Below are 23,052 nucleotides of genomic sequence, written 5' to 3'. Positions count from 1 at the left end.
AATTAGTTCTCGCTCCGGTCGGCCCAAAGCGTTCCCTTCAGGTGATTGAATGTGCGGATACGGGCAAGCAGCGGCGTGTCATGTTCCATGGGCACCGTTTCACGCCCCGTAATCCAGTTGTAGAGGGATGTATCCTCGGCCTCGAGCAGCGCCTCATATTGGTCGAGTTCTGGAAAACTCAACGATTCCAAAGTGCTGTCGGCAAAATGTCCGAGGATAAGATCCATCTCCCGGATACCCCGGTGCCAGGATCTGAAGCCCATTCGCCGCAGTCTTGCGCGATGATCCTCGGCGCTTGTTTCAGCCATCGTCCTTGTCCCTTTCGAGTTCGGGATATAGACCGCTCCGGCCTCTATGTCATTAGAATGGAAGCGTGATTCCCACCTGTGCCCATGGGGACGGCGATGCGGCCTGAGATTCTTTTTCCGCTCTTCGCGCCCGTGCGCAGCCTCCCCGGAATCGGCCCCCGGCTCGAAAAACGTGTGGAAAATCTGACAGGTAGCAAGGTCGTCGACCTTCTCTGGCATCTGCCTTGCGGTCTCATCGATCGCCGCAGCCGTCCAAAAATCGCCGAAATCCGCGACGGAGAGATCGCCACCATCGAAGTGACCGTCGGCCTGCATGTGCCACCCCGCAACCCGCGGCTGCCATATCGGGTGCATGTCTCTGACTCAACAGGTGAAATGCAGATCGTCTTCTTCAACACCCGGCCCGACCATCTACTCAAAACGCTTCCCGAAGGTGCGCAGCGCATCGTCTCGGGTCGTATCGAGTTCTATCAGGGTCAAGCGCAAATGACCCACCCGGATCACATTGTAAAACCTGAAGAAATGCCATCGCTGCCGCTTCTTGAACCGGTCTATCCGCTGACCGCGGGTCTGCCATTGAGAGCCATCCAGAAGGCCGCTCGCGCCGCCATGAATTTTCTGCCCGACCTGCCTGAATGGCAGGACCCGAGCTGGCTAAAAGCACGGGGATGGCAATCCTGGCGCACCGCCGTTCAGGCCGCCCACGAACCCCAAACGCTGGGCGATCTCGAAACCGGCGCGCCTGCGCGCGCCCGTCTGGCCTATGATGAACTGCTTGCCAATCAACTGGCTCTCGGCCTTGTGCGGTTGCGTATGCGGCGGTTGCCCGGCCGTTCCGTCGCCGGCGATGGACGCTTGCGGAAACAGGTCATTGCGGCACTTCCATTCGCGCTCACTGCCGCTCAGACACGCACACTGGATGAAATCCTTGCGGACATGACGGGTACCCACCGCATGCTGCGCCTGCTCCAGGGCGATGTCGGCAGCGGCAAGACCGTGGTGGCCCTCCTCGCGATGCTAAACGCTGTCGAAGCGGGCTTTCAGGCGGCCATGATGGCGCCGACCGAAATTCTTGCCCGCCAGCATCATGCGACGCTGGCCCCGTTATGTGCAGCTGCTGGTGTCCGGCTTGAACTGCTGACCGGCCGGGAGAAGGGCGCCCGCCGCGCGGCCATCCTGGATTCTGTTGCGAATGGCGAGATCGACATTCTTGTCGGCACCCACGCGCTTTTTCAAGAGGATGTCGGATTCCGTGCGCTAGCCTTCGCTGTCGTCGACGAACAGCATCGCTTCGGCGTTCATCAGCGCCTCATGTTGACAGCCAAAGGTGGTGTTGGGACGGATGTCCTGGTGATGACCGCTACGCCCATTCCCCGCACACTGACGCTCACCGCCTATGGCGATATGGATGTGTCGCGTCTTGACGAAAAGCCTCCGGGACGCACACCAGTCGTTACGAGCGCTCTGCCGCTTGAGCGACTGAATGATGTCGTCGCAAGCTTGCGGCGCGCGCTTGATAGAGGCGCACAAATCTACTGGGTTTGTCCGTTGGTTGAGGAATCGGACGAGATCGATGCGGCGGCGGCCGAGGAGCGAAACAAGCATCTGCATTCGATCTTTGGTGACATTGTCGGCCTTGTGCACGGCCGCATGAAGGCGTCCGAGAAAGACAATGTCATGGCAAGGTTCGCAGCCGGCGACATCCGTATCCTTGTCGCCACGACAGTCATCGAAGTCGGTGTCAATGTGCCCTCCGCAACGGTCATGGTTATCGAGCATGCCGAGCGCTTCGGCCTCGCCCAGCTTCACCAGCTGCGCGGGCGTGTCGGCCGCGGCAGCGAAAAGTCGTCATGCTTGCTCCTCTATCAATCGCCTCTGGGCGAAACGGCGGAGGCGCGCATCCGGATCATGCGCGAAACAGAGGACGGATTTCGCATTGCCGAAGAGGACTTGCGCTTGCGCGGCGCAGGCGAACTTCTCGGCACCCGGCAAAGCGGCATGCCGTCGTTCCGGATTGCCCGCGTTGACGAACAACGGGAGCTTCTCGCCGCTGCCTATGATGACGCCATGTTGGTCCTCAATGCCGACCCCGAACTGGTAAGCCCGCGCGGCGGAGCGCTGCGTAATCTGCTCTACCTCTTCGAGCGAGATGAGGCCATCCGATATCTGCGATCCGGTTGACGACGCCTAAAGGCCGGCCGGGTTGTTCACGGTAATCGGCTCGTCGTCGTCTTTTCGATGCTTTGGTTCGACAAGGCCGGCCGAAATGATCAACTTGGCGCCTTCCTCAATCGTCATATCCAGGACCTGCACATCATCCTTCGGGACGAATAGAAGAAATCCCGATGTCGGGTTCGGCGTTGTCGGTAGAAACACACTGACGAGTTCTCGCCCGACACGATCGACGATCTCGCCATTCGTCTGCGTGGTAATGAAGACGATGCAAAAAATTCCCTTGCGGGGATATTCGATGAGGCCAACTTCCCGGAACGACGCACTTGACTGCGATATGACAGTCTCGAATATTTGCTTCAGGGCGCCGTAAATACTGCGTACCACTGGCATCCGGGCGACAATCCGTTCACCAAAATTGAGTACGGTGCGACCAAAAATATTGGCCGTCAGCGCTCCCAGAAGTGTCAGCAAGACAAATGCAATGAGAAGGCCCAGCCCCGGAATATCGAACGGCAGGTAGGCATCAGGGTGATACTGGCGCGGCAGAAGCGGCGTGAACCATGTGTCGATCAGATCGATGAACCAGCGCGTAATCCAGATGGTCAATCCGATCGGCGCGGCCACGACCATGCCGGTCAGGAAATAGTTTCGAATACGCGCCATAAACCGCGGCCGCCTGGCCGGCAGAATCAGGGTGGATTCGCTCTCTGTCGGCGGTGTTTCGTCGTTCTGTCGGTCGTTCATGCGTTCTGCCATATTCCGCTGTTTCGTCGTCGCCCGGGGTCATGGGTTGACGCCGGGGCGCGCTGGCCTCCAGCACGCACACTTGTTTCATACCATTGCGCCTCTTCCCTGTCAGGCTCGCCCGATCCATCATGTCGAAATTGATATACAGGGAGCTCGACCGAGGCTCCCGAAACACCATCAGCGGAGACGACGATATGGCCTCGACCCCACCCGGAACAAAACTTCGTCTCGAGCCGGCGGACGAATACACCCACAAGCCCGATGCAGCCCTGAACTATAACGAGAGCATGTATTTCAACATGTTCGATCCGGCCAACAAGACAGGCGGCTGGTTTCGGCTCGGCAATCGCCCTAACGAGGGCTATGCCGAAATGTCCAATTGCCTCTATCTGCCCGACGGGCGCGTCGCGTTCATGTATGCGCGGCCCAAAATATCGGGTAACGAGGCCATGAATGCCGGGGGCATGAAATTCGAGGTTATCGAACCTTTCAGGCGGCTCCGGGTGAGTTACACCGGAAACGTTGTGGTCCTCGCCAACCCGCTCGAAATGGCCGATCCGGCGCAGGCCTTCAAAAACAATCCCGTCGTTCCCTGCGAGGTCGTCCTTGACTACGAAGGTGTGTCGCCGATGTTCGGTGGCGAAACCGTCAAGGACGACGGCTCGCCGCTCGATCTCGACCCGGAGAAATCCTTTGCCAAGGCTCACTATGAACAGCACATGGCAGCCAAAGGTTACTTCATTGTCGGCGATGAGCGTTTCAACGTGTCGGGTTTCGGATTGCGCGACAAGAGTTGGGGCCCCCGCTACTGGCAGGCGATCCACTGGTATCGCTGGCTGCCGATGAATTTCGGCCGCGACTTCGGCATGATGATTTCGATCGTCACCAACGACGAAGGAAAGCAGCGCCAGGGCGGCATGGTTCTGAAAGACGGGGCCTATGATCTTATCCAGTCGTGCACGATCGAGAGCGAATGGGATGACAACTGGTACCAAACCGCCCTGCACGCCCATGTGGTCACGGAATCGGGCGCCGTGTACGACATTGACGGCAAGGTCCTGTCGCTGATTCCGTTGCGCAACCGCCGCAAGGCTCCAGATGGAACCGATCTGAATACCCGTATCACCGAAGGCATGACGGAATATCGCTGCAATGGTGTGACCGGTTATGGTCTGTCGGAATATCTTGATCAGATCGTCGACGGTCGACCTGTCGGTGCGGGTCACTGACATGGGCGTGGAGGAAAACCCACTTTCAGCTCCGCTTGCCGCGGTCGTGCGCAACCATATACCGGGCGCAACCGGCATCACGAATCTCAAGCGTCTGTCCGGCGGTGCGAGTCAGGAAACATGGTCGTTCGACGTCACCACTGCAGGCAAGGAGCCCGTACTTCTCATCCTGCGTCGTGCGCCCGGCGGCGCGCGTGATTCCCGCGCAACCGCCGTTCCGCTTGAAACCGAAGCCCGATTGATCGATCTGGCGGGTCATGCGGACGTTCCGGTCCCGACCGTTCGTCACGTTCTCGCGCCTGACGACGGTCTTGGTCACGGCTTCATCATGGACCGCATTGCCGGAGAGACGATCGCGCGAAAAATCCTGCGTGATGACGAGTTTGCTGCGGCGCGACCGAAACTGGCCCGTCAATGCGGCGAAATCCTCGCAAGGTTGCATCGTATCAAAATGGAGTCGCTCCCGCCCTTGCGGACCTCGCCGGCGCGCAGCGAAATCATACAGTATCTGGAAACCTACAAGGCGCATGGTCATCCTCATCCGGTTTTCGAGTTGGCCTTTCGTTGGCTGCGGGACAATGCCCCGCCCGAAACAACCGCGCATACGCTGGTGCACGGCGATTTTCGAAACGGCAATTTGATGATCGGGCCGGACGGCGTACGAGCGGTCCTTGATTGGGAACTGGCGCATATCGGCGACCCGATGGAGGATCTCGGTTGGATCTGTGTCAATTCATGGCGTTTTGGCAATATCGACCAGCCCGTCGGCGGATTCGGCTCACGCGAGGATATGTTCGAGGGCTACGAATCCGCCGGCGGCCTCAAGATTGATCCTGCACGCGTCAAATACTGGGAAGTGTTGGGAACGCTCAAATGGGGCGTTATGTGCACCATCATGGTCACGGCATTCAAGAGCGGTACGGACCGGTCCGTCGAGCGTGCAACAATCGGGCGCCGTTCATCCGAAACCGAAGTCGATTTGCTGCGCCTGTTGGCGCCACGCAACTGAGGAGTCGAAGATGCAGGATCAACCGACAGCTGCAGAGCTCGTTGAAGCCGTCGCCGAATTCATTCGCAATCACGCCATGCCGCAGCTTCAGGGTCACACCGCCTTTCATGCCCGTGTCGCGGCCAACGCGCTGGACATCGTCAAACGTGAGCTCGAAATTGCGCCCTCGGCCAATACCGGTGAGGCCGCCCGCCTTAAAGCCTTGCTTGGGCGCGAAGGAACGCTGCAGGAGCTCAATCGCGAACTGTGCGCGCGCATCGAAAACGGCTCCATCGGTCTCGAAACACCGGGTCTGACAGATCACCTCTGGGCGACGACGCTGACCAAGCTCGCAATCGACCAGCCCAACTATTCGGGCTACAAGCGCGCGGTCGAAGACGGTCGATAAAGACGAGGATTAGTCGATGTTGAAGAAGGTACTTTGGACTGCAGGCGGTCTTGCAGTTCTCGCCATCCTGGTCGGTGGTTTTCTCTATGTGAACAAACCGGCGCAATACCATGTTCTGCTGAAGCCATGGACCGGCTTCGACGAAGCCAAGGCGCCGCCGGCACCGGACTATACATTGGACGACTCTTGGGCCGCGCTTCCCGGGCGGACCGATCTTGCTGATGTTGTGCCCGCCGGAAGCGGCCTCACGGACAATCAGGCAAACGCCGATGTCGACGTCTTCTTTATTCATCCCACGACCTACTACGGCAAGGCAGGCTGGAATGCGCGGTACGACGAACCGGGGTTCTCGCTGGATCGTCTCGAAAGCGGCGTCCTGCGCTATCAGGCCAGCGTGTTCAATGGATGCTGTCGCATCTTCGCGCCGCGCTATCGACAGGCAACGGTTTATGCCTTTATCGGCAAGGGCGAGAATGAACATGCGGCACTGGATTTTGCTTACCGTGACGTCCGTGAGGCTTTCCGAAACTTCATTGCAGAACGAAATGAAGAGCGACCCTTTATCCTGGCCGGTCACAGCCAGGGTGGATTGCATGGATCCAGACTGTTGCAGGAGGAAATCGCCGGCACGCCGCTGGCCGATCGGATGATCGCCGCCTATCTGATCGGATCGGTGCTGCCGGAAGATCTCGGCATCGATGGGATCGAGCCATGCAATGGCCCTGAGGCAACGGGGTGTACGGTCAATTGGAATTCCATGAACGCGTCGGCACCGCGCCGAGGCTGGGTTGAGGACGGCACGACATGGATCGATGGCGGCTATCGGATGATCGGCGGGGCGTCGCTTGCCTGTGTCAATCCGCTGAACTGGCTGGTCGGAAGCGCGGCCGCTGCATCGGAAAATCTCGGCAGTCTGCCATTCGTCGGCTCGGATGAGGCCTTTCCGGCGCCGCGTCCGGCGCTGACCGGCGCCGCCTGCGACGACGGTGTCTTGCTGATCACCATCGACGAGAACGAGGCAGGATTCACAATGGGTGTGCGAAGCGGCGATTACCACATCTATGACTACAACCTCTTCTATATGAATATGCGCGCCAATCTCGATACACGTGTCGCAGCCTATCTCGAGATGGAGGCACGGCGATGAACCTGACGGCACTGGCAATCGACAAAGGGGTTGCGACCGTTACCTTCGTCAACCCGCCACGCGGCTACATGAATGCCGTGCAGATGCAGGAAATCGATCGAATCGCAGACGAGTTGAGCGCCGACGACGCCGTCCGCGTTGTCGTCTTCACGGGCGGTATCGAGAATGTCTTTATCCGTCACTACGATGTAGCCGAGATTCTGGGTTTTGCCGACGCGCTGCAGAAAAATCCGGCCAGCAAGGAGGAAATCTTCGAACGAGGCCGATCTGAAACGGCGCTCTCACGAACTTTCGACAAGATCGACCGGATGCCCAAGCCGACAATTGCCGCCATCAACGGCTTCTGTCAGGGCGGCGGCTTCGAATTTGCGCTTTGCTGCGATTTGCGCATCGCCGAGGCCGGCGATTACCGGATCGGGCTGCCTGAAACGAATGTCGGCATATTTCCCGGCGCCGGCGGAACGGAACGCTTGCCCCGGCTGCTCGGAGAAGCCCGTGCGCTGGAGCTGATCCTGTGCGGCCGCACGGTCGGGCCTGCAGAGGCCGCCGCATTGGGGCTCGTCCATGAATGCGTCAAAGGGCGTGCGATCGATCGGGCCCATCAACTGGCCCGTGAGCTTGCCGGAAAGAGTCAGCAGGGGCTTGCCGATGCCAAGGCCCTTGTGAAATCGGCGGCGGATCGTCCCCTTTCAGAGAGCCTGTCCAACGCGCGAGGCCGATTTGCCGCGCTTGTCGCCACCGATCCCGATGCCCTCCGGCTGATGAAGATGTTTGTCGCCGGCGACGAGGACATCAATCGCAGCTCATAAGAGGCATGTGCCCAAGGCACCATCATATGCCCTGAATGTAGTGAAGGCCGGGAACATAGCCCGGCCTTCACGGATTCAGACAGGTTCGGTCACTCAGGCGCCGTGGGCACCGATGATTGTCACCGAGCAGACATTCTGCGACGGCGCGCCGCCCAGATTGTGTGTCAGGCCAATCTTCGGATTGGCAAGCTGTCGGTCGCCGGCGCGGCCCTGAAGCTGAAGGTACATCTCGTAAGCCATACGCAAGCCCGACGCACCGATCGGATGACCGAAGCACTTGAGGCCACCATCGATCTGACAGGGCACCTTGCCGTCGGCGTCGTAGAAACCGTCCATGACATCCTTCACGGCTCCGCCCTCTGGCGAGATGAAGAGATCTTCCATGGTCACGAGTTCGGTAATCGAGAAGCAGTCATGCACTTCTATCATGCTGACTTCGTCGCGCGGATTGTCGATGCCGGCTTCCTTGTAGGCCTTCTTGGCCGCGATCCGTGCCGTATGGAAGTAGCTGCCGTCCCAGCTGTTGTGCTGGGATTCGAGGCCGTTCGAGACCGAAAGCTGCATCGCCTTCACGGTGACGATGTCCTTCTTGCCCATGGCTTTCGCGATTTCAGGCGTGGTGACGATCACAGCCGCCGCGCCGTCGGACACACCACAGCAATCGAAGAGGCCGAGCGGCTCCGCGATCATCGGCGCATTCAGCACCTGCTCTTCCGTCACCACGTTACGAAGATGAGCCTTCGGGTTCTTGGCGCCATTGGCATGGCTCTTCACGGAAACATGCGCGATCGCGCGCTTGAGGTCTTCCCTGCTGACGCCATGCTTGGCCCGGTAGGCGGATGCGAGCTGCGCGAAGTTACCGGGGGCGGAACCCGACGGCGACCATTGCGGGTTGAGCGTGCCCATATTGCCGACCGGCAGGCCACCATAGCCGGTGTCCTTGAGCTTCTCGACGCCAACCGCGAGCGCTATGTCCGCCGCACCGGATGCGACAGCATAGACGGCCCCGCGAAACGCTTCCGAACCGGAGGCGCAGAAGTTTTCTACGCGCGTCACGGCGATATTCGGGAGCCGGAGCGCCACGGATAGCGGCGTACCGCCCTTGCCGGTGCCAATTTCGTCGATATGGGTCGAGAACCATGCCGCGTCGAGCTGCGTCGGTTCGATGCCCGCATCCTGCATCGCCTCGAGATAGGCCTCCACCATCAGATCCTCAGGCCCGGCATCCCATCGCTCGCCGAATTTCGAGCACCCCATGCCGAGGATCGCGACCTTGTCCTTGATACCTGCCGCCATGTTCGTGTCTCCCTATTCGGCCGCCTGGCCCGTTTGTGATTTTGCTCCACTCGTCGCTATCGGTACCGCTTTCCAGAAATATCGGCGGAAACCGCGCTTGTCGTCGAATTCCTTGATCCGGAACACGAGCTTCACTTCCATGCCGGAATCGACCGAGCCTGTTTCGACATCGGTGAAATCCATCATGATACGACCACCCTCGTCAAAAACGACCATGCCGTAATGATTGGGCGGATTCATGCTGAAGGACAGGAAATCGGCCGACCACGACAGGATTTTCGCTTTCCTTTCGGCGAACTTGTAAGGCTCCTGCGTGTCGACCGTGTGATTGTTGGGATTGACCGAAATGCGAGAACGCGGGAACTGCACGACGCCGGTCTCCTTGCAACGGCCGCCAACGAGGCCCATCAGCATGTCCTCATTGCGGTAGAGCGTCGTCAAAGCCGTTTTCTTGTCCTGCTCGGCGCGCATCCCCTTTTCCCACTCAACGAGGCCGTTGAAAGTGAGAAATTTCAGGTAATTGGTCTCCTCAACACGGGCGGCAAGCGAGCCCACAACGCCGCGCTTGCCGGCCTGACTGGCGATCTTGTCTGTTACCTCGAAAATCAGCGCATCGCAGCCACCGCCGAAATGCAACATCAGAACCTTGTCGCCTGGCTTTGCATCTTTCTGGAGCGTATGCACCAGCATGACGAGCGCATGTGCCGCGCCGGTCTCCCCGCAATTCAGAGCCAATGTGTCGCGCGCTGCTTCCGGCGCAATTCCAGACCGTTTGGCAAGTTGCTGCGCGAACTTGTCACCAAAGATGCACGGCAGCACAAAATGTTTGATATCTCCGGCGCTTACGCCCGACTTTTCAAGCGCTGCTTTGACTGCGCGCGGAACGATCTTGGCAAAACCTTCGTCCCGTATCCACCGCTCTTCCCAATTATAATCGAATTCTTCAGTGTCACCCCTGAAGTGGTCGATGAAATCGATCGTGAGACTTGCGCCGCCAAGATACGTGGCAATGACATTGTCCGAACCGATCATCACGGCCGCGGCACCGTCGCCAAAATCGAGCTCCTGCGAAGTGACCGCCTTGGTCTTCCTGTGGTCGGCCGCCAGCACGAGCGCGCTCTTCGCCTCGCCGGCCTTCACCGCCGCGAGCGCCTGCATCAATGCCGAGGTGTCGGCCCTTTGCGTCGACGCCACGTCTACGGCACGCACATTTTCATCCAGCGTCAGCGCCGCGGCGATGATGCCACTGTTGAGACGATCCTTGAACGGCATGGTCGTGGAGCCGAAATAGAGCGCATCGACATGACTTCTGTCGTCATCCGGACCGAGAAGATCGCGTGCCGCCTCGACCGCCATCGTGACGGCATCCTCGTCCCAATTGGCCATCGAGCGCTCGCCCTTCCCCTTTCCAAGGAAATTGGGCGCGATCCATGCATTTGCCTGAGCCACGGCCTTTCGCTGCAGTCGTAGGCGCGGGATATATGCACCATAGGCTGTAAGTCCCACCGCTTGCTGGGCCATTCGTCTCCCTTTCCGAACACTCGGTTGCTTATTGTTGCCGCGAGTTTATCGATGAAATCGGCCTCCCGACAACCGTCCCTGTGGGCGGTGCCTGAGCCCCATGCCGCCGCTACGTCAACCGCCGGTCAGAGAATGCTGTGACCCAGGTGGGCGACGCAGTTGCCCGTCAACCCTCAACGACCACGCAAGCGATCTTCCGGGCATCGAGGGCCTTGCACACAGATCGCGCTTCGGCCACGCCATCAAAGGCGCCGGCCCTGAGCCGGTAGAAAGTACCGCGTTCGCCGAGGTCGGCACGCTGTACAAAATGTTCAAATTTGCCAACCACCGCCTCTGCTGCTCGATAAATCTTGTCCCATTCAAGAACGGCACTCTGTTCGTCGCGGAAGGCCCCAAGCTGTATCCGGTATTGCGCCGTTGTCGCCGGAGACCGCATCGCACTCGATTCCGTTACATGCGGCACAAGCGCGGTCGGTCGTAATGAGGCCGTCGTCAGTCGGTCCGCAGGCACCTTCTCATCCTCTTCAGCCGGTTCGACCGCCGCTGCGGGGGAGATATCGACGGGCTTGTTGGCAGCCGCAGTTCGAACCGCTGTCGTCTCCCAACCCCCGGAACTTGTGATGCGAATGGCAGGGCCACCTTCATTCCCGGATGAGGCGCTTTGGAACGGTGTCAGCATGGCCGGCAAGACGCGAGGCTCCGGCGCCTTGGCCGTTTGAACCGAGGCAGCGCTCTGTGCGCCGCGAGGCCCGGTGTCGGTCGAAATCTCGGCGAGTTTGGCGCCGGCGACCTCGAACTCGGGATCGATAGCCAACGCATCCCGCAAATCGGCCTCGGCACTTCGCAGATTTCCAATTTGCTCATAGGCCAGCGCCCTGCCGAAAAGCGGCAGCTTGCGCTCGTTACCGGGCATGAGCCGGATCGCGGCAGAATAGTTGACGATGGCAGCCTCGTAGTCGTGCCGGCGCCGTTCGAGATTGGCAAGATTGTGGTAGACCGCCGCATACTCCGGCGCGAGCGCAATAGTCGCGCGGTAGTCGGCCTCCGCCAGGCCGGCATCGCCGATGGCGACAAGGGCAATACCACGATTGAAATGCGCCCGTGCCTGAACCGGGACAGGCAGCATGTTTGAGGCGATAGCCCGCGTGTAGTCCGCGATCGCCCCGTCCTGCTGTCCGGTCTTCTGCAGGGCGATTGCACGATGATAGTGAGCAAGGGCACGCCCTGCGGCGTCGAGTCCACCGCTATCCAGCGCATTTGAGAAATCGGCGACGGCCTTGTCGAAGTGATCGTTTTCTATCGCCGCGGCACCGGCGCTCATAAGCGCCGTCGCCTCTGCTTCTTCAGCCCGGGACGGCGCCGCACTTGCCACCACCGCTGCAAGTGCAAGAGCCCACAAATGATGCCGCATTGTGTGTGTCAGGCTGGGCATTTTTGACGCCGCATTCGCCGGCCCTCCCCGAAGCATCGTCGCTTGTTGCACGGCAAATCTATCACGGCGCCTTCAAGCGTTAGCGGAGGAGTAAAAATATCAATGAAATCAGACGTTTGCCGAGAGGGCTCGGGAACCGCAACTCGGACCGACCGCGAATCGCCGGTTACTCGACCGTCACCGACTTTGCGAGGTTGCGCGGCTGATCGACGTCCGTGCCCTTGGACACAGCGGTATGATAAGCAAGGAGTTGCACTGGAATGGCGTTGACGATCGGTGCGATCAGCGGATCGACGCTTGGCACTTCGATGGTCGCCCAAACGCCCGGCCCGACCCGTTCGATACCGGCGCGATCGGAAATCAGGACGACACGCGCGCCGCGCGCGATCACTTCCTGCATGTTCGAAATGGTCTTCTCGAACAGGGCATCCACCGGCGCAATCACGATGACGGGCACTTCCTCGTCGATAAGAGCGATCGGCCCGTGCTTCAATTCGCCCGCCGCATAGCCTTCTGCGTGGATATAGGAAATTTCCTTGAGTTTAAGTGCACCCTCAAGCGCGATCGGGTAATTGTGCCCGCGACCGAGATAGAGAACATCGCGAGCCTTCGCAATCTCGGCGCTGAGCATCTGGATTTCATTGTCTTTCGCCAGCGCTTCCGAAATATGACGGGGCACCTCCATGAGTGTCCGTACGAGCCTTTCTTCATCGGCACGGTCGAGAGTCCCGCGTGCGAGACCGGCACGTATCGCCAGGGCTGCAAGCGTCGTCAACTGGCAGGTGAAGGCTTTTGTGGAGGCAATTCCGATCTCGGGGCCTGCAAAGGTGGGCAGGATTGCGTCCGACGCGCGCGCGATCGACGACTCCGTCACATTGACGACCGAGAGAATTTTCTGTCCCTGCGCACGGCAGTAATTCAATGCCGCCAGCGTGTCCGCCGTTTCACCCGATTGCGAGATGAAGATGGCCAGGCCGCCTTCCGGCATCGCCGCTTCGCGATAACGGAACTCGGAGGCAATATCCACCTCGACCGAGATCCGCGCATAGCGCTCGAACCAGTACTTGGCGACCATCGCGGCATAGTAAGCCGTCCCGCAGGCGATCATCGTGATCCGCGGCACCGAGGCAAGATCGACAGCCAAATCGGGAAGGCGGATCGTGTCGTCGATGGGGTTCACATATTCCGACAGCGTGTGGCCGACAACTTCCGGCTGTTCGAATATCTCCTTGGCCATGAAGTGCCGGTGATTTCCCTTGTCGACTAAGGCCGCCGAAACGTCAGTGATTTTGATCGGGCGTTGAACCGCTTTGCCAAGCGCATCGAACACGGATGCACCCTCGCGAGTGATCTCAACCCGATCACCGTCTTCAAGGAAACTTACGCGGCTTGTCATCGGCGCGAGCGCGAATGCATCCGATCCGAGATACATGGCGCCCTTGCCGTAGCCGATCGCGAGCGGCGGTCCCCGGCGTGCGCCGACAATAAGATTTTCTTCGCCGCGAAATACGATTCCGAGCGCAAAAGCGCCTTCGAGTTCGAGAATGGCGGCGGCGGCGGCTTCCCGTGGCGCAAGTCCTTTGTCCAGGAAGTGCGTCACAAGATGCGCAACGACTTCCGAGTCCGTTTCGGTGGTAAATGTCGCACCGCCCGCCGTCAGCCGCTCGCGCAACTCGCGAAAATTCTCGATAATTCCGTTGTGAACAATGGCGACACGGTCGGTTGCATGCGGATGGGCATTTCGCTCCGTTGGTGCACCATGTGTTGCCCATCGGGTGTGGCCGATACCGATAACGCCATCGAGCGGGTTGTCGGTCAATAATCTGTCGAGATTGACGAGCTTGCCTTCGGCCCGGCGTCTTTCGATGCCGCCGCCATTGAGCGTTGCGATGCCGGCGCTGTCATAGCCGCGATACTCCAGCCGCTTCAGCGCTTCCAGGATGATAGGCGCAACCGGTTCCGTTCCAACAATGCCGACAATTCCACACATGACTATTCGCCCGATGATATCTTTTTGACGCTCTCATGCGCCGCGCGGAACTTGGTCGCCCAACCGCCCTTTTCGAATTGCTTGCCGCGCGCAACGGCCAGAGCGTCGGACGCGACATCTTTCGTGATAACGCTGCCCGAGCCGATATAAGCGCCGTCGCCGATCGTGACCGGCGCGACCAACGACGTATTGGAGCCAACAAAGGCGCCAGATCCGATATCCGTGAAGAATTTGTCGTAGCCGTCATAGTTGCAGGTGATCGTACCCGCACCGATATTCGCATATGCGCCGACACGTGCATCGCCGATATAGGACAGATGGCTGACCTTCGCGCCCTCTTCGATCTTCGCTTTCTTCGTCTCGACGAAATTGCCGATCTTCGCCTTGCGGCCAACTTCGGTTCCGGGCCGAATGCGTGCAAACGGCCCGATCTCCGCTCCCTCGGCAATGGATGCACCTTCGATATGCGAGAAGGCTTTGATCGTTGCGCCTTCGGCAATCCGCACGCCCGGGCCGAAGACGACGTTTTGTCCGATCGTGACATCCGAGCCGATCTTGGTGTCGAAACTCAAATAGACGGTATCCGGATCAAGCATCGTGACGCCGTCATCGAGAGCAGATTTTCGAAGGCGCCGTTGCATGGCGGCTTCCGCCGCTGCGAGGTCAGCGCGACTGTTGACACCCTGGATTTCTTCTTCGGTTGCACGTACCACCGTGCATGGAAGTCCTTCGGTCCGCGCGAGGCCGACGACATCCGGCAGATAGTATTCGCCGCTGGCATTGTCATTGCCGACCAGAGCCAGCAGACGAAACATGTGCTCACGACGGACGGCCATCGCGCCGCCGTTACAGAGACGAATTTCACGTTCGGCAGGCGACGCGTCCTTCGCTTCGACAATCCGGACCAGCATATCTTTCTCGTCAAGGACGAGACGGCCGTAAGGCGCAGGATCTACGGCCTCAAACCCCAGCACGACAACCGGCATCTCTTCCGTGCAGCATTCGATCATCTGCGAAAGCGTTTCGCTGCGCACCAGCGGCGTGTCGCCAAACACGACAAGCACCACGCCCGCACCCTGCCCGACCGCCGTTTCGGCGGCGCGTACGGCGTCGCCGGTTCCGCGCGGCGACGGCTGAACGACTGTCGCAATGCCGGGCAATACCGACCGTGCAAAGGACGCCACACTGTCCATATCCGGTGCCAGCACCAGGACGGGATGCGCAACGTCGGCTTTCTCGACGGCTGCAAGCACGTGTCCGAGCAACGGCCGGCCGGCAATCGCATGCAGCACTTTCGGCAGCCGGGATTTCATCCGCGTGCCCCTGCCCGCAGCAAGAATGACGGTGCTGACGTTGCCTCTCGTCATGGTCTCCGACTAGCTCCATTCTGGGTGCGGCTGAAATTCGCACATCGCCCGAATCTTCCGGAAATAAACTTATATTTCACTATGTTGCCCCATCCCGGCCGACCGGGGACAAGTTCGCTCGTCAAAGCCGATTTCGCGCTGCGAGCTTCTGTTCCCATGCCAGCGCATGCGTGACAATCGTGTCGAGATCATCATAGGCCGGAGTCCAACCCAGCGTCTGCTTGATCCTTGCCGGATCGGCAACAATGGATGCCGGGTCGCCCGCGCGCCGCGGCGCCTGTCGAATCTCGAACTTGCGCCCGGCGGCACGTTCAACCGAGCGCAGTACATCGCGCACAGAGAAGCCGTGTCCGTAGCCGCAATTGGCAACCAGGTTCCGACCGCCGTCGCGAAGGTGGTTCAATGCAGCCGTATGTGCAGCAGCCAGGTCGCTGACATGAATGTAGTCCCGAATGCAGGTGCCGTCAGGAGTCGGGTAGTCCTCCCCGTAGACTTCGATGTAGGGCCGCTGGCCGAGAGCCGTCTGGCAGGCCACCTTGATGAGGTGGGTCGCGTTGGCAGTCGACTGTCCAACCCGTCCCTCGGGATCGCCACCCGCAACATTGAAGTAGCGCAACGCCGCATAGGTCATTTCATGTGCTTCGGCGATGTCGCGCAGCATCCATTCGGTCATCAGCTTGGAGCGGCCATATGGCGACATCGGCACCAGAGGTTCATCCTCGTTGACCGGCGAGTGTTCCGGCGTGCCGTAGACCGCAGCAGTCGACGAAAAGATGAAGTGCCCGACCCCGCCCCGGACGCAACGTTCGATCAGCGTTCGCGATCTGGCCGTGTTGTTGAGGTAGTATTTCAGCGGATCGGAGACGGACTCGGGCACGATGATCGAGCCCGCGAAATGAATAACCGCCTCGACCTTGCGCTCCGCGATGACGCGATCGACCAGCGCCTCGTCGGCTATGTCGCCGACAATCAGCGCCTCGGGCACCTGTACGGCCCAGTCAAAGCCGGTTGAGAGATTGTCGATCACGACAACCTCTTCGCCGGCATTCATCAGGTCGATAACAGCGTGACTGCCGATATAGCCGGCGCCACCGGTAACGAGAATGCTCATTCAGGGTCCTGTCCGCCTCTGGAGACCTGTCGAGCCCTTATACCTTGAACTTCGTCTCCACATAGTTGACGAGCCGCTCGACGCATTCGTCAATCTGGGTATCAGCCGTATCGACGACGAGTTCAGGGCTGTCAGGTGCCTCATAGGGCGCGGAAATGCCTGTGAAATCCTTAATTTCACCGGCTCGCGCCTTCTTGTAGAGGCCCTTCGGATCCCGCGCCTCGCAGGTCGCCACGTCGGCCTTGACGTGAATTTCGTGGAAATTCTCGGCGGCCTCACGCGCCCGGTCGCGATCCGAGCGATAGGGCGAGATAAACGAGGTGATGGCAATCATGCCCGCACGGCCGAAAAGGGCTGCCACTTCACCGACTCGTCGAATGTTTTCCGCCCGGTCTTCCGGCGAAAAACTGAGATTTGCGTTGAGGCCGTGACGAACGTTATCCCCGTCGAGCACGTAGACGTTATAACCCTTCTCGAAGAGCTTCTTTTCGAGGGCAACGGCGAGTGTCGACTTGCCGGCACCGGAAAGGCCGGTGAACCAGAGGACGCCGCCTTTGTGTCCGTTGCGGAACGCGCGGGCCGCCGTGTCAATGCCATGCACGACGCGCGTGATATTGGTCGAGCGTGAGGTAATGAGGTCGCGCTGGTCGGCATAGCCGTCCATCGAAATGATGCCGCCACCGGCAATGTCATACTTGTCGACGAGCACGAAGCGGCCACTTTTGGGCGCCTTGCTGAACTCATCAAGGGCCAGCATCCGCCGCGCGCGCAACACGACTTCGGCGACCTGGTTGCGCTCGACCTGATGCGAAGACGTATTCGAGAGATCGCTTGTGTCGATGATGCTCTCGATCGACTGAACGGTGACGGGCGCCTCCAGCGTGCCGAGCTTGATGCGGTAGCTCTTGCCTTTCAGCAGCGGCTCATGCCCAAGCCAGAAAATGCGGGCGCGGAACACATCGGTTTCAATGGGAGAATGCTCGACATGACTGGCAAGCTCACCACGTTCGACGAAGATCTGTTCATCGAGCGTAATGCCCACGGACTCGCCCGCGGACGCTTCGGTCGGCGCCTTCTTGCCCGGAACCGTCGACCAGAACTCGATGCTCTGCACGCGCGCCGATTTGTTCGACGGCGAGAACATCAGCGTATCGCCAACACGCAGGTGGCCTTCTTCGATACGCCCGGCGATGATCCGCCGCTGATCGAACTTGTAGACATCCTGCACCGGGAAACGCAGCGGCCGTTCGACCGGCGCCGCCGTCGGCATGAAGCTGTCGAGCGCCTTGACCACTGTCGGCCCCTTGTACCAGGGCATCTGTGCCGACGGTTCGACGATGTTGTCGCCCTGCCGCGCCGAGACCGGAATGACAAATGTCGGTGTCACACCGATCGATGTCAGATAGTCGCGGTATTCCTGTTCGATGAGATCGAACTGGTCTTTTTCATAGGCGATGAGGTCCATCTTGTTGACCGCAACAGCGACCTGACGGATACCAAGAAGATGCAGCAAATAGCCGTGCCGGCGGGACTGCTCGCGCACCCCTTCGGCCGCGTCGATAATCAGCAGCGCCGCATCGGATTGTGCCGCGCCGGTGATCATGTTCTTGAGGAATTCCTTGTGACCCGGCGCGTCGATGATCGTGTAGTCGCGATAGTCCGTCTTGAACCAGATCTGGCTCGTGTCAATTGTAATGCCCTGATCGCGCTCGGCCTGCAGCGCATCCATCAGAAAGGCCCATTCGAAAGGAACGCCGCGGCGCTCGCACATGGTCTTGATGGATTCGTATTTGCCGTCGGGAAGCGAGCCTGTGTCATGAAACATCCGGCCGACCAGCGTCGATTTTCCGTGATCGACATGGCCGACAATGACGATGCGTAAAAGGTCGCGCGCTGATGCGGGAGTGGGGTTCACGGCGGCCAGTCTCAGTTTGGCTTCTGATGCTTCGGACATGCTCGAATTTCCCTAGAGGTAGCCGTCGGCGCGAAGACGCTCGAAGGCATCCTCCGACTCGTGATCCATGGCCCGACCCGATCGCTCGGAAACCTTCGTGGTGCGCAGTTCCTCGATGATCTCTTCGATCGTCGTTGCCGTGCTTGCGACCGGCGACGTGATGTCCTTGTCGCCGAGCGAGCGGTAACGCTTGCCGTCCTTGGCAAAATAGAGCGGGATCGTCGGGATTTGTTCGCGCAGCGTATAGAGCCAGATGTCGACTTCGGTCCAGTGCAGCAGCGGATGAATGCGAATATGCGTTCCCGGCGGGAAATCGGTCTTGAACTGGTCCCAGAATTCCGGCGGCTGATCCTTGAAGTCCCACTGGCCGGTGAGGCCGCGCGGGCTGAAGACGCGCTCCTTGGCGCGGGTCGCTTCCTCGTCGCGGCGAATGCCGGCAAAGAGCGCGTTGAAGCCGTACTTCTTGATCGCGAGCTTCAAACCTTCTGTTTTGCGGGCGGCCGAACGCGCAGCGGGCGGCAGCGTTTCATCGGTCATTTCCAGCGGCGGGCATTCTTCGCGGATGAAATTGAGGCCCCATTCGGCGGCGTACCGATCGCGGAAATCGTACATTTCGGGGAACTTCTTGCCAGTGTCGACATGCATCACCGGGAACGGCACATGACCGAAAAAAGCCTTGCGCGCCAGCCAGATCATCACGTTGGAGTCCTTCCCCAAGGACCACAGCATCGCGATATTCTCGATCCTGTTGAAGGCTTCGCGGAAGATAAAAATGCTCTGGCTTTCGAGCTGATCGAGGCGATCCATGACGGCCTTCCTGCGCAGGCCCGGCCTGCGACATGCGATAATACACAAGAAAACGGGGTTTATGTTCCAAACCCCGTTTGTGTCTGTGATTTAATGCGACCTGATCGCCTTTGCAAGCGCCAAAAACGCCGCAGATGGGGCCGCTTACGCCAAACGCGACCGGACGCGGCGCTGCGGCACAAGGCCATTGGAGGGACAGCGTGCCGCCGGAACCGTCTTGGCGGCGCTGCGTTGCAGTGGACGCGGACGCAGGATGGCGGGATCGGGGCGGCCGTTTCTTCCAGTCTTTCCTTCGAGTTTTCGCATCAGGGCGTCGATGCGAGCGCTCATTTCCCGGGCGCCGCGCTCGGCGCGCTCGGCGCGCAAGGCCAGCAGGCTGCGTACATGCAGCGCCGTCAGGATCACCAGCAAGAGTACCAACCCGCCAATCGAAATCTGGCTTTCAAGCGACAGACTTTCGAACATTTCGACATACGACATGTCTTCCCTCATCGACTGAACCGGCGTCCCGAGCACGCCCTTTTTGGCGCAAAGTCTATGCAGAATCCGGGCCTGTGCCTATGGCGCAGCGGAGCGGGCGCGAAATCAGCGGCAGCCGCGCGAGGCTTGCACAATTGGCAGGCAGCCTGCCCGTTTCACTGTCACAGGATACCGCAAAGCCTTGCCGCCGCGGCATCTTTCATCGGCAGCGCGGCTTGTGTATGAAGACCCGCCGAGACCAGCCAGGAGCGCCGACCGCATGGACACGATCGACAGCCTGATTGAAGGATACCGCGCTTTCCGCGCCGGCGCCTACAAGCAGAATGAGGCCAGATATCAAGCACTTGCGGCCCGCCGCCAACGGCCCAAGGCGATGATCGTCGCCTGCTGCGACAGCCGCGCCGACCCGGCGATGATCTTTTCGTCCGACCCCGGAGAACTTTTCGTCGTCCGCAACGTTGCCAATCTGGTGCCGCCCTACCAGCCCGACGGCAACTATCACGGCACCAGTGCCGCTCTGGAGTTTGGCATCAAAGGCCTTGAAATTGCTGATGTAATTGTAATGGGCCATGTCAGTTGCGGCGGCATCGAGGCGCTCTATGACGCCGGCTGCGGACATCCGCCGGAAGGCGAGTTCATTTCCAACTGGATGTCGCTGGCAACCGGCGTCGAGACGGCCGTGCGCGCGGCCCATGGCGATCTCGACAAGCCCGCCCTGCTGCGCCTGATGGAACAGCGCGCCGTCGTGCAATCCCTTGAAATGCTTCGAACTTTCCCGTTCATCGCCGAACGCGAAAAGGCCGGCACGCTGCGCCTGCATGGCTGGTTCTACGGCATCGGCAGCGGCAAATTGTCGATCTATGACGCCGAAACAGACAGCTTCACAGACGTCGCCGATCACAGCTGACCCCCCTCTGTCACAAAACTGTCAAAAAACTGTCACAAATGCCCGCCGCCGGCTTTCGGGGCCGGGGATAAGTCACGGCGCGACCCGGGGATAAAAAAACTTGTCCCCGGGGTGACGGCAAATCGAGATCTGGAGCTAATTGACGGCGCCATCTCGGGCGGACCGGCACCGGGGACATGCCCCCCTCCCCGCGCCCTTCAGCGGCAGGCGGCAGGCGCCTTGGTGCCGAGATAGCCGTGAAAGACCCAGCCCGTGACGCCATCGGCCCGTTTGACCTGGCGCCACTGCCCATAGCGGCCCTCGCCGACCAGCGTCAGCGGCTCGCAGGCGGTGAGCACGCCGAGCACGCGCCCCTCATTGGCCGGCGCCGCGCGCAGATAGACGCTCATCGTCGCGACGAGATCGGGGACCGGTGTAGCGGCCGCGACGGGCGCGGTCGTGGCCGGCGGCGCGGCGGCCGCCGTGCCGCGACCGAACAGCGCCGCCGCCATGACGGCCGAGACCGGCGACGATCCGTGGACGGAGCGAACGGGCACAGCGACGGTGGCGGGGATGGCGGCAGGCGCGATCGCCCGGACCGGTGCCGCCGCGGGCGCGACGGCGTGCAGGGGCGGCAAGCGCTCCGGCACCGGCGCGACCGGCGACGGCCCGAAATCGACGATCGACAAGGTCAGCAACGCCACGCCGAAAACAGCGCCGGCGGCGACCCAGGCGATACGCCGCATCGGCACCTCGGCCCAGGCCAGTTCCGGCGCCGAATAGTCGGTGCTGTCGATGTGGCGATGCACCTCCTCGCCGAGCCGGGCCAGCGGCGCTTCGACATCAACCTTGAGGTGGCGGGCATAGGTGCGGGTGAAGCCGAGCGTCTGCGGAAGCGCCGGCAGGCGTTCGAAATGGCCCGCCTCGATCGCCGCGAGATAGACCGGCTTGATGCGGATTTTGGCCGCGACATCGCCCAGCGTCAGCCCGGCCGCCTGCCGCGCCGCGCACAATGTCTGCCCGATTTCGTCCCTGTAACCCGTCATCCGGAGATCCGCCTTGGCCGTTCCGGACGGAGATTAGCCAGACAGGGTTACCAAATAATAAGAGCCGGCCAAAAATCCGACCGCGGCAGGAACCCTAGTGAAGTCGGCCCAGGACCTGGAGAAGCTCCGCCTGACTTGTCGAACCGGTTTTCCGGAAGATTCCATGCAGATGATTGCGCGCCGTGTTGTAGGCCATGTGGGCGTTGATCGCTGCAGCGTCGAGATCGGCACATCGCACGAGTTCGATCGCCAGATCCGCTTCGCGTTCCGTCAGTCCGAAAGCCTGGCAAAGCGCACCCCTGGACGGAAGCGGAACAGCCGCCAGATCCTGAATATGGATTACGGATGCGATGGTCTGGCTGGCCAGAAAACGCTCGGTCGCAGGCGCGGGAATGATCCGCAGAACATAGGGCCGCTTTCCGGACGGCCGCGTCACCAGCACATATGCCTCATAGCCGGCATCGGGCTGCGAGGGCCGCATGACAGCGTCGCGGATCAGGTGCTGAAGCTTGCGGGTTTCGGGAGGCCGGTGTGCAACGAAGCCGCCGGCCGCCGTGTGAGAAAACCCGTCACCCGCATTCAGGATCGCCGTCGCGCCGTCGTTCATGAAAGTCGGTTTTGCATTGCGGCCGAGAAGGATGACACCGTCCGATTTCCGCGCCAGCGCATCGAGCAGAACCGCGCGCGTTGCGGCCTGGGTCTCGATGACATGGCCGAGCGCGCAGGCTTGCTGGATATGCGGCGCAAGGCGGCGGAATGACTCGATGGCGGCTTCCGATGCATGCCCTTCCTTCGGGCTGCTCAGAATTGCAAATCCCGCCGTTGCGTCATTCGGCAAGCTCAAGACCGCGCCGAGCTGGTATTTCACTTTCAGAATGTCGCAGGATTCGCGGCACCAGCGATTGCGGTTCATTTCCTCGACGTCATAGAGCATGTGGTCGAAATAAACCGAACCCGGCCGCACCTTCTCAAAATAGGCCAGACGCGGATCGTTGGCAAAAGCCTCGCTGGCGAAAAAGGCGTCGGAAAATTCCCGCGAGTAACCGTGGTTCTCGACCGCAACCGTCTGCTTCGATGAATCACGGACCTGAATGAGAGACGCGCTGCTGCCGAAGAGGTCGGCGGCATGAGCGAGCGTGGCGGTCCATGGCGTATCGCCCATCGCGGACGAATAGAATTGCGAGACAAGCCTGTCGTGGTCGTCCGCGCTGAACATGGTCGCCAAACTCCATTCGGAAAAGCAGACCGACGGTGGAGACTAGTCCGAACGGACCAGTCGCGATAGCGCCGGACGCTCAAGATCGCTGTAGAAAGAGAACGGGGCGATGAATACGGGGGCTGTCACGCGGA

At 60.4% G+C, this 23,052-nt stretch carries 20 protein-coding genes; 7 read left to right on the top strand and 13 right to left on the bottom strand.

The genetic code is table 11. The features are described 5' to 3' along the window. Positions 1 to 2: 2 nt before the first annotated feature. Complete coding sequence (locus Q7V31_RS15755; RefSeq protein ID WP_304735658.1) at positions 3 to 308, bottom strand: succinate dehydrogenase assembly factor 2; 306 nt, start codon at positions 306 to 308, stop codon at positions 3 to 5. Between the two features lie 96 nt (positions 309 to 404). Here Q7V31_RS15755 and recG point away from each other — a divergent pair, with 96 nt between their 5' ends. Continuing rightward, positions 405 to 2,489, top strand: a complete 2,085-nt coding sequence (recG, locus tag Q7V31_RS15750; RefSeq protein ID WP_304735656.1) for an ATP-dependent DNA helicase RecG — start codon at positions 405 to 407, stop codon at positions 2,487 to 2,489. 6 nt (positions 2,490 to 2,495) lie between these two features. Here the strand turns inward: recG and Q7V31_RS15745 are convergent, their stop codons facing one another. After that, positions 2,496 to 3,239 (bottom strand): DUF502 domain-containing protein, encoded by a 744-nt coding sequence (locus tag Q7V31_RS15745; RefSeq protein WP_304735655.1) that lies wholly within the window; start codon positions 3,237 to 3,239, stop codon positions 2,496 to 2,498. Positions 3,240 to 3,424: 185 nt separating this feature from the next. Between Q7V31_RS15745 and Q7V31_RS15740 the strand changes: the two genes are divergently transcribed. The 5 genes from Q7V31_RS15740 to Q7V31_RS15720 are packed head-to-tail and all read left to right on the top strand — an operon-like array spanning position 3,425 to position 7,812. Then, positions 3,425 to 4,459: a hypothetical protein gene (locus Q7V31_RS15740; protein ID WP_304735653.1), complete on the top strand. Its 1,035-nt coding sequence runs from the start codon at positions 3,425 to 3,427 to the stop codon at positions 4,457 to 4,459. Position 4,460: 1 nt separating this feature from the next. Beyond that, positions 4,461 to 5,468 carry a phosphotransferase family protein gene (locus tag Q7V31_RS15735; RefSeq protein ID WP_304736030.1) on the top strand — a complete coding sequence of 336 codons (1,008 nt, stop codon included), beginning with the start codon at positions 4,461 to 4,463 and terminating at the stop codon, positions 5,466 to 5,468. Positions 5,469 to 5,478: 10 nt separating this feature from the next. Beyond that, complete coding sequence (locus Q7V31_RS15730; protein ID WP_304735651.1) at positions 5,479 to 5,856, top strand: DUF6285 domain-containing protein; 378 nt, start codon at positions 5,479 to 5,481, stop codon at positions 5,854 to 5,856. 16 nt (positions 5,857 to 5,872) lie between these two features. After that, positions 5,873 to 7,003 (top strand): DUF3089 domain-containing protein, encoded by a 1,131-nt coding sequence (locus Q7V31_RS15725; RefSeq protein ID WP_304735649.1) that lies wholly within the window; start codon positions 5,873 to 5,875, stop codon positions 7,001 to 7,003. Then, complete coding sequence (locus tag Q7V31_RS15720; RefSeq protein ID WP_304735648.1) at positions 7,000 to 7,812, top strand: enoyl-CoA hydratase/isomerase family protein; 813 nt, start codon at positions 7,000 to 7,002, stop codon at positions 7,810 to 7,812. The genes Q7V31_RS15725 and Q7V31_RS15720 overlap by 4 nt, the downstream gene beginning before the upstream one ends. Before the next feature lie 93 nt (positions 7,813 to 7,905). On the opposite strand, the gene Q7V31_RS15715 is transcribed toward Q7V31_RS15720, so the two are convergent. From Q7V31_RS15715 to Q7V31_RS15675, 9 genes are all read right to left on the bottom strand, one after another. Next, on the bottom strand, positions 7,906 to 9,108 hold the full coding sequence (locus Q7V31_RS15715; protein ID WP_304735647.1) for an acetyl-CoA acetyltransferase: 1,203 nt from the start codon (positions 9,106 to 9,108) through the stop codon (positions 7,906 to 7,908). Positions 9,109 to 9,120: 12 nt separating this feature from the next. Then, positions 9,121 to 10,557, bottom strand: a complete 1,437-nt coding sequence (locus Q7V31_RS15710; RefSeq protein WP_304735646.1) for a hydroxymethylglutaryl-CoA synthase family protein — start codon at positions 10,555 to 10,557, stop codon at positions 9,121 to 9,123. Positions 10,558 to 10,795: 238 nt separating this feature from the next. After that, a complete protein-coding gene (locus Q7V31_RS15705; RefSeq protein WP_304735645.1) occupies positions 10,796 to 11,950 on the bottom strand; it encodes an SPOR domain-containing protein in 1,155 nt (384 codons plus the stop codon). Between the two features lie 277 nt (positions 11,951 to 12,227). Further along, positions 12,228 to 14,051, bottom strand: a complete 1,824-nt coding sequence (gene glmS / locus Q7V31_RS15700) for a glutamine--fructose-6-phosphate transaminase (isomerizing) (RefSeq protein WP_304735642.1) — start codon at positions 14,049 to 14,051, stop codon at positions 12,228 to 12,230. A gap of 2 nt (positions 14,052 to 14,053) precedes the next feature. Then, positions 14,054 to 15,418, bottom strand: coding sequence for a bifunctional UDP-N-acetylglucosamine diphosphorylase/glucosamine-1-phosphate N-acetyltransferase GlmU (gene glmU, locus Q7V31_RS15695; protein WP_304735640.1), 1,365 nt, complete (start codon positions 15,416 to 15,418; stop codon positions 14,054 to 14,056). A gap of 121 nt (positions 15,419 to 15,539) precedes the next feature. After that, complete coding sequence (gene galE, locus Q7V31_RS15690) at positions 15,540 to 16,529, bottom strand: UDP-glucose 4-epimerase GalE (RefSeq protein WP_304735638.1); 990 nt, start codon at positions 16,527 to 16,529, stop codon at positions 15,540 to 15,542. Between the two features lie 37 nt (positions 16,530 to 16,566). Further along, complete coding sequence (gene cysC / locus Q7V31_RS15685) at positions 16,567 to 18,483, bottom strand: adenylyl-sulfate kinase (protein WP_304735636.1); 1,917 nt, start codon at positions 18,481 to 18,483, stop codon at positions 16,567 to 16,569. A gap of 12 nt (positions 18,484 to 18,495) precedes the next feature. Continuing rightward, complete coding sequence (gene cysD / locus Q7V31_RS15680) at positions 18,496 to 19,290, bottom strand: sulfate adenylyltransferase subunit CysD (protein ID WP_304735634.1); 795 nt, start codon at positions 19,288 to 19,290, stop codon at positions 18,496 to 18,498. Positions 19,291 to 19,434: 144 nt separating this feature from the next. Further along, positions 19,435 to 19,770 (bottom strand): hypothetical protein, encoded by a 336-nt coding sequence (locus tag Q7V31_RS15675; protein WP_304735633.1) that lies wholly within the window; start codon positions 19,768 to 19,770, stop codon positions 19,435 to 19,437. 259 nt (positions 19,771 to 20,029) lie between these two features. Between Q7V31_RS15675 and Q7V31_RS15670 the strand changes: the two genes are divergently transcribed. Next, positions 20,030 to 20,677 (top strand): carbonic anhydrase, encoded by a 648-nt coding sequence (locus tag Q7V31_RS15670; RefSeq protein WP_304735631.1) that lies wholly within the window; start codon positions 20,030 to 20,032, stop codon positions 20,675 to 20,677. Positions 20,678 to 20,874: 197 nt separating this feature from the next. On the opposite strand, the gene Q7V31_RS15665 is transcribed toward Q7V31_RS15670, so the two are convergent. Both Q7V31_RS15665 and Q7V31_RS15660 read right to left on the bottom strand, forming a co-directional pair. Next, a complete protein-coding gene (locus Q7V31_RS15665; protein ID WP_304735629.1) occupies positions 20,875 to 21,702 on the bottom strand; it encodes a helix-turn-helix domain-containing protein in 828 nt (275 codons plus the stop codon). Positions 21,703 to 21,796: 94 nt separating this feature from the next. Beyond that, positions 21,797 to 22,918 carry a helix-turn-helix transcriptional regulator gene (locus Q7V31_RS15660; RefSeq protein WP_304735628.1) on the bottom strand — a complete coding sequence of 374 codons (1,122 nt, stop codon included), beginning with the start codon at positions 22,916 to 22,918 and terminating at the stop codon, positions 21,797 to 21,799. Positions 22,919 to 23,052 lie beyond the last annotated feature (134 nt).

Source organism: Parvibaculum sp. (assembly GCF_030651915.1).
GTDB lineage: Bacteria > Pseudomonadota > Alphaproteobacteria > Parvibaculales > Parvibaculaceae > Parvibaculum.
The sequence above is the reverse complement of the archived record's forward strand: the minus strand, read 5'-3'. Positions and strand labels throughout refer to the sequence as shown.

What these genes read in the sequence shown, in the direction of transcription:
- Q7V31_RS15675 (WP_304735633.1), bottom strand. Translation starts at nt 19,770, where the DNA reads ATGTCGTATGTCGAAATGTTCGAAAGTCTGTCGCTTGAAAGCCAGATT.
- cysD (WP_304735634.1), bottom strand. Translation starts at nt 19,290, where the DNA reads ATGGATCGCCTCGATCAGCTCGAAAGCCAGAGCATTTTTATCTTCCGC.
- glmS (WP_304735642.1), bottom strand. Translation starts at nt 14,051, where the DNA reads ATGTGTGGAATTGTCGGCATTGTTGGAACGGAACCGGTTGCGCCTATC.
- Q7V31_RS15735 (WP_304736030.1), top strand. Translation starts at nt 4,461, where the DNA reads ATGGGCGTGGAGGAAAACCCACTTTCAGCTCCGCTTGCCGCGGTCGTG.
- Q7V31_RS15755 (WP_304735658.1), bottom strand. Translation starts at nt 308, where the DNA reads ATGGCTGAAACAAGCGCCGAGGATCATCGCGCAAGACTGCGGCGAATG.
- cysC (WP_304735636.1), bottom strand. Translation starts at nt 18,483, where the DNA reads ATGTCCGAAGCATCAGAAGCCAAACTGAGACTGGCCGCCGTGAACCCC.
- Q7V31_RS15740 (WP_304735653.1), top strand. Translation starts at nt 3,425, where the DNA reads ATGGCCTCGACCCCACCCGGAACAAAACTTCGTCTCGAGCCGGCGGAC.
- Q7V31_RS15730 (WP_304735651.1), top strand. Translation starts at nt 5,479, where the DNA reads ATGCAGGATCAACCGACAGCTGCAGAGCTCGTTGAAGCCGTCGCCGAA.
- recG (WP_304735656.1), top strand. Translation starts at nt 405, where the DNA reads ATGCGGCCTGAGATTCTTTTTCCGCTCTTCGCGCCCGTGCGCAGCCTC.
- Q7V31_RS15745 (WP_304735655.1), bottom strand. Translation starts at nt 3,239, where the DNA reads ATGGCAGAACGCATGAACGACCGACAGAACGACGAAACACCGCCGACA.
- Q7V31_RS15705 (WP_304735645.1), bottom strand. Translation starts at nt 11,950, where the DNA reads ATGAGCGCCGGTGCCGCGGCGATAGAAAACGATCACTTCGACAAGGCC.
- Q7V31_RS15715 (WP_304735647.1), bottom strand. Translation starts at nt 9,108, where the DNA reads ATGGCGGCAGGTATCAAGGACAAGGTCGCGATCCTCGGCATGGGGTGC.
- Q7V31_RS15720 (WP_304735648.1), top strand. Translation starts at nt 7,000, where the DNA reads ATGAACCTGACGGCACTGGCAATCGACAAAGGGGTTGCGACCGTTACC.
- Q7V31_RS15665 (WP_304735629.1), bottom strand. Translation starts at nt 21,702, where the DNA reads ATGACGGGTTACAGGGACGAAATCGGGCAGACATTGTGCGCGGCGCGG.
- Q7V31_RS15725 (WP_304735649.1), top strand. Translation starts at nt 5,873, where the DNA reads ATGTTGAAGAAGGTACTTTGGACTGCAGGCGGTCTTGCAGTTCTCGCC.
- Q7V31_RS15670 (WP_304735631.1), top strand. Translation starts at nt 20,030, where the DNA reads ATGGACACGATCGACAGCCTGATTGAAGGATACCGCGCTTTCCGCGCC.
- Q7V31_RS15660 (WP_304735628.1), bottom strand. Translation starts at nt 22,918, where the DNA reads ATGTTCAGCGCGGACGACCACGACAGGCTTGTCTCGCAATTCTATTCG.
- galE (WP_304735638.1), bottom strand. Translation starts at nt 16,529, where the DNA reads ATGAGCATTCTCGTTACCGGTGGCGCCGGCTATATCGGCAGTCACGCT.
- glmU (WP_304735640.1), bottom strand. Translation starts at nt 15,418, where the DNA reads ATGACGAGAGGCAACGTCAGCACCGTCATTCTTGCTGCGGGCAGGGGC.